This window comes from Mesorhizobium sp. M0184 (assembly GCF_040322215.1).
GTDB lineage: Bacteria > Pseudomonadota > Alphaproteobacteria > Rhizobiales > Rhizobiaceae > Mesorhizobium.
This window is the reverse complement of the sequence record NZ_JAMYSZ010000082.1, coordinates 1-2,950: the sequence shown is the minus strand read 5'-3', so window position 1 is coordinate 2,950 and position 2,950 is coordinate 1. Positions and strand designations below refer to the sequence as shown.

The 2,950-nt window shown below is 62.9% G+C and carries 1 protein-coding gene; it reads right to left on the bottom strand.

Annotated features, from left to right (window positions below):
- Nucleotides 1-2,950, bottom strand: a 2,950-nt coding sequence (locus NKJ23_RS34320; RefSeq protein ID WP_352685148.1) for an RHS repeat-associated core domain-containing protein, incomplete at both ends; no start/stop codon positions are given.

Below are 2,950 nucleotides of genomic sequence, written 5' to 3'. Positions count from 1 at the left end.
TCGGATCCCAATCATCGGGCGAGATGAACCTCCCCAGCACCGGATCCATGTATCGTGCGTTGAGGTAGAGCAGTCCGGTCTCGGGATCGAAGCGTTCGCCGATGTAGCTCTTCTGCGTCTGGAAGCCGGTGTTGAGACGCTCGCCATAGCTGGCGTAGTTGGTCTGCTCGGCGATGGCGCCTGAGGCATCGGTGACCATGCGCACAGACGCCAGGTGATCGCGGTGCAGGAAGGCTTTGGTGGCGCCGGTCACCTTGACGTCGGGATGGGGATAGCGGGTGTAGATTTCCGCTCCGGGTGTCGCCGGATCGATCTCGACGGAAGCGTCGGGATAGAGCGTGGTGGCGAAGGACGAGCTTTTTTTGGCTCGCGCACCGTCCGGGCCGTAGAACAGCGAGACGGTGTTGGCGCCTTGCGTGACGGTCTTCAGCCGGTTGGCCTCGTCCCAGGTGAGCGTCCTGGTGCCATCGGAGGTCATGTTGCCGTTGGCATCATAGGCGAGCGTCTTGACGCCGACCGCGGTCGGCGCATGCGGACGAGCTGCGCTCGCCGAGGGATAGACATAGGTGCCGGCAACTCGCGTGCGCGAGGTCAAATTGTCGTTGGCGGCATAGACGAAGGTCTCGTCGAGCGTGTTGTTGCCAAGATTGTCGCTCGATGTCAGCCGGTCGGCCTTGTCGTAGCCATAGGTCCAGCTGTCCGAAGCCGTCAGGCCGGTGGTGCCGGTAATGCGGCCGATGAGATCGCGAACATACTGATCGTCGAGCAGGACAGTGGCGGCCTTTGCTGTGGTGACACGGGTGACCCAGCGGCGGGTCGGCGAATAAATGAAGGACGTCTTCACCCCATTGGCATAGGTGATCTCCTTGGTCTGGCCATCGGCCTCGTAGATCGTCGAGGTGATGAAGCCCGAAGCCGAGAGCAGCTTGTTGCCGGCGGTATATTGCAGCGGGGTGGCAAGTGTGCCGAAGTCGAGCTGCACCGGCAGATACTGGGTGCGCAGCGTCTGGCCGGAGGCATCGCGCACGCTGGTCGTGGTGTGGGTCAGCGTGCCGATGGTGACGTCCTGGCGGGCGAGTTTGCCAAAGCCGTCATATTTGATGGCCTGCGTGGCGGCAGGGTTGGTAGAGGTGGTCAGCTGGCCGATATTGTAATAGCCGGCCGCCGCCTGGTCGTAGGTGTTCTGCGTCAGCGTCACCCCGCTGCCACCCAGGGCCGTTGCCGTCTTCAGCGTCAGCCGGTCCATCTGGTCATAGGCGAGAGCGGTGACGGTGCCGCGGGCATCGGTCTGACTGGTCAGCCGGTTGGCGCCGTCATAGACATAGGACCATGAGCCGAGATCGGGATCCGTTGCGGAAAGCCGGTTGCCGACCATGTCATAGCTGTAGCTCCAGCTCGAGCCGCCGGGATCGCTGACCCCGGTCAGCCGGCCAAGCACATCGTAGCTGCGGCCCTCCGTCAGATTAAGCCCGCCGAGATCGCGCACGATCTGCACGATATCGCCGCGCGTCGAGGACACGCTCTTCGACTGGCGTGTGGTCGTCGCATTGATCTGGTCGGTCTGGGTGGCCGCGTAAAGCCGCGGATTGGCCCCGGTGCCGCTGTCGAGGCTGTGGGCGAAAATCGTCTGGCTGGCATCGGCATAGACGGTCTTTGTCAGCCGGTCGTTCCAGTCGTAGGAGCTGGTCGTCCACTGCGCGGTGTCGCCGACAAACCTTGGGAAGGCGGCACGCAAGACATTGCCGCGCAGATCGTACTCGGTGTCGGCAATGCGCTTGGCGCCCGCCGCCGTCTCGCCTGAAGTCTCCACCCGATAAACGCGGCCAAGCCCGTCATAATAGGAGCGGACAAAATCCTCGCCCGCTCCATTGGGCAGCGGCGTCAGCTTGACCAGCGCCTGTGTCGCCGGATTGCCCTCGTTCTCGAAGCGCGTTTTGGCATAGGCGCCGGTGATGCTTTGCGAGACCTGGTAGGGCCGGCAGAAGGGATCGTAGGTGAAGGTCTTGATCAGGCCATTGAAGTCGGTCTTCGTCGCCGGCAGCCCGCACACAGGATTATAGGTGGCGCTCGAGACGAAGCGGGTGTCGGCGCTCTGGCCGCCAGTGGCAAAATAGCGGGGGCTGCGCTGCGTTATGGGATAGAGGTGATAGGTCGCGTCATAGTCCCACTCGCTCTTGTGGCCGAGGCCGTTGGTCGACGAGATCGTGTTGCCAAAGCTGTCATAGGCAAAATACTGGTTCACCTCCTTTTGCGGCGCTCCATAGTAATCGGAGAAGCTGCGCTTGCGGGTGACATTGCCCTTGGTCGGCGGCGTGGCGTTGGCGCCGGCGTTGCCGTCATAATAGGTCTCGTCATAGCCGATATAGGGGAAACTGGTGTCCAGCCCGGCGCGCACCGTCTGGCTGCTCGGCAGCGAGACGATGTAGGCGCTGGTGTTCGGCGCAAAGCTCGCCACCGTCCAGGTCTCGTCGCCGCTGACGTCGGTGCGGCCATAGTCCTTGCTGCTGGTGATATTGTTATAGGCGTCGAACGCCCGCTCGACCTTCAGTGTGCGCGCAAGATTCTCGGTCAGCGTCGTGTCGGTCGCCGTGTTCTGCACCGTGTAGGGCTTTGTCGCATTATTGACCGCATAGGTCTCGGCGACCTGCTTGTGCACGGTGCCTGCGCCATCCTTCCACAGCGTCAGCGACGGCAGGCCGTAGCTTGCCAGGTCCTGCCGGTAGGTGGTCTCGACCTTCGAGGCCGCCGTCTCGCCATTGGCCAGCGGTTTGGTCTCGACGATCGAGGCAAAGCCCAGAAACTTGCGCGCCGCCGGATCGTACTTGCCGCCGGCATAGCTATAGGTGCTCACCGCCGTCTGGCCGCGGCCGTCGTCGACCGACAGTTTTGTCACCGCATGCACCACCTGCGGCAGGTAACTGTTCACCCAGGTCGATGACGGCGCATACTC